The organism is Stenotrophomonas sp. YIM B06876, assembly GCF_030711595.1.
Classification (GTDB): Bacteria; Pseudomonadota; Gammaproteobacteria; order Xanthomonadales; family Xanthomonadaceae; genus Stenotrophomonas.
This window is the reverse complement of record NZ_JAUJUJ010000298.1, coordinates 1-1,037: the sequence shown is the minus strand read 5'-3', so window position 1 is coordinate 1,037 and position 1,037 is coordinate 1. Positions and strand designations below refer to the sequence as shown.

Below are 1,037 nucleotides of genomic sequence, written 5' to 3'. Positions count from 1 at the left end.
AGCCTGCGCTCAGCCAAAGCATCGCGTCGCTTGAAAGCGAGCTGGGGGTCCGGCTGTTTCTGAGGACCAACCGGGGAATGAGTCTCACCGATGCAGGACGTACCTTGCTGCAGCATGCGCGTGTCGTGCTTGCTGACATCGAGCGTGCGCGCAGCGCGGTTCAGCATTCGGCACAGGACATCCAAGGCGAAGTAGTTATCGGATTGCCTACAACAGTCGCGTTGGTGGCAACACTGCCCATCCTTCGTGCAACAAGAGCGCAGTTCCCGAAGGTCAAGCTCAAAATTATCGAGAGCCATAGCGGCTTCCTCGGCGAGTGGTTGCGTGCGGGCAGGCTCGACCTCTCCGTTCTCTTCGTGTCGGGACATGAATCGGCGTTCGAGTACCGGCTACTCTTGGAGGAGCGGCTCGCGCTGGTGACCAGGCCTCGTNGACATGAATCGGCGTTCGAGTACCGGCTACTCTTGGAGGAGCGGCTCGCGCTGGTGACCAGGCCTCGTGACACGCCTGGGAGCAGGGAAGTCTCTCTGCATTCCTTGGCGAAACGTCCTCTGGTTCTTCCTGCCCAGGAACATGGACTGCGCAGAATCATCGACAAGGTTTGCGCGGAGCATGGTGTTGCGTTGGACGTGATTGCAGAGATTGACTCACTGCCCAACATCAAGAAGGCCGTACAAGAAGGAATGGCCAGCACTATCCTGTCGCCCGGCGCCGTCGCTGATGAAGTGCAAGCAGGTCAACTTGCAGTCACAACCATCACGAGACCACATATCTCGCGGCAGGTGGCATGTGCGACCTCAATGACGCGCCCGGTGACGCCCCCTACTGCGGCCATGATTTCGCTCGTTACCGAGCAGATGTGCGACCTCGTTGCAGGAGGTCTCTGGCCTGCCGTATGGATTGGTGACGCCAATGCCGCGAGTTAGAAGTTCGCAGACAAAATCTCTCGACGCTGGCGAGGATATCGTCGGCCGTTTCCGACCATGCGAAGGGCTTCGGCTTGACGTTGTTGATGTCCAGGGACTCCCGGAGAGGCT

The 1,037-nt window shown here is 59.2% G+C and carries 1 protein-coding gene and 1 pseudogene; one reads left to right on the top strand and one right to left on the bottom strand.

What is annotated here, in order from left to right:
- Window positions 1-77: 77 nt before the first annotated feature.
- Window positions 78-926 (top strand): LysR substrate-binding domain-containing protein, encoded by an 849-nt coding sequence (locus QZH66_RS16875; protein WP_305807009.1) that lies wholly within the window; start codon window positions 78-80, stop codon window positions 924-926.
- Here the strand turns inward: QZH66_RS16875 and QZH66_RS16870 are convergent.
- Window positions 913-1,037 (bottom strand): annotated as a pseudogene (locus QZH66_RS16870) (IS630 family transposase); the annotation flags it as partial. The gene QZH66_RS16875 and the pseudogene QZH66_RS16870 sit on opposite strands and share 14 nt — an antisense overlap.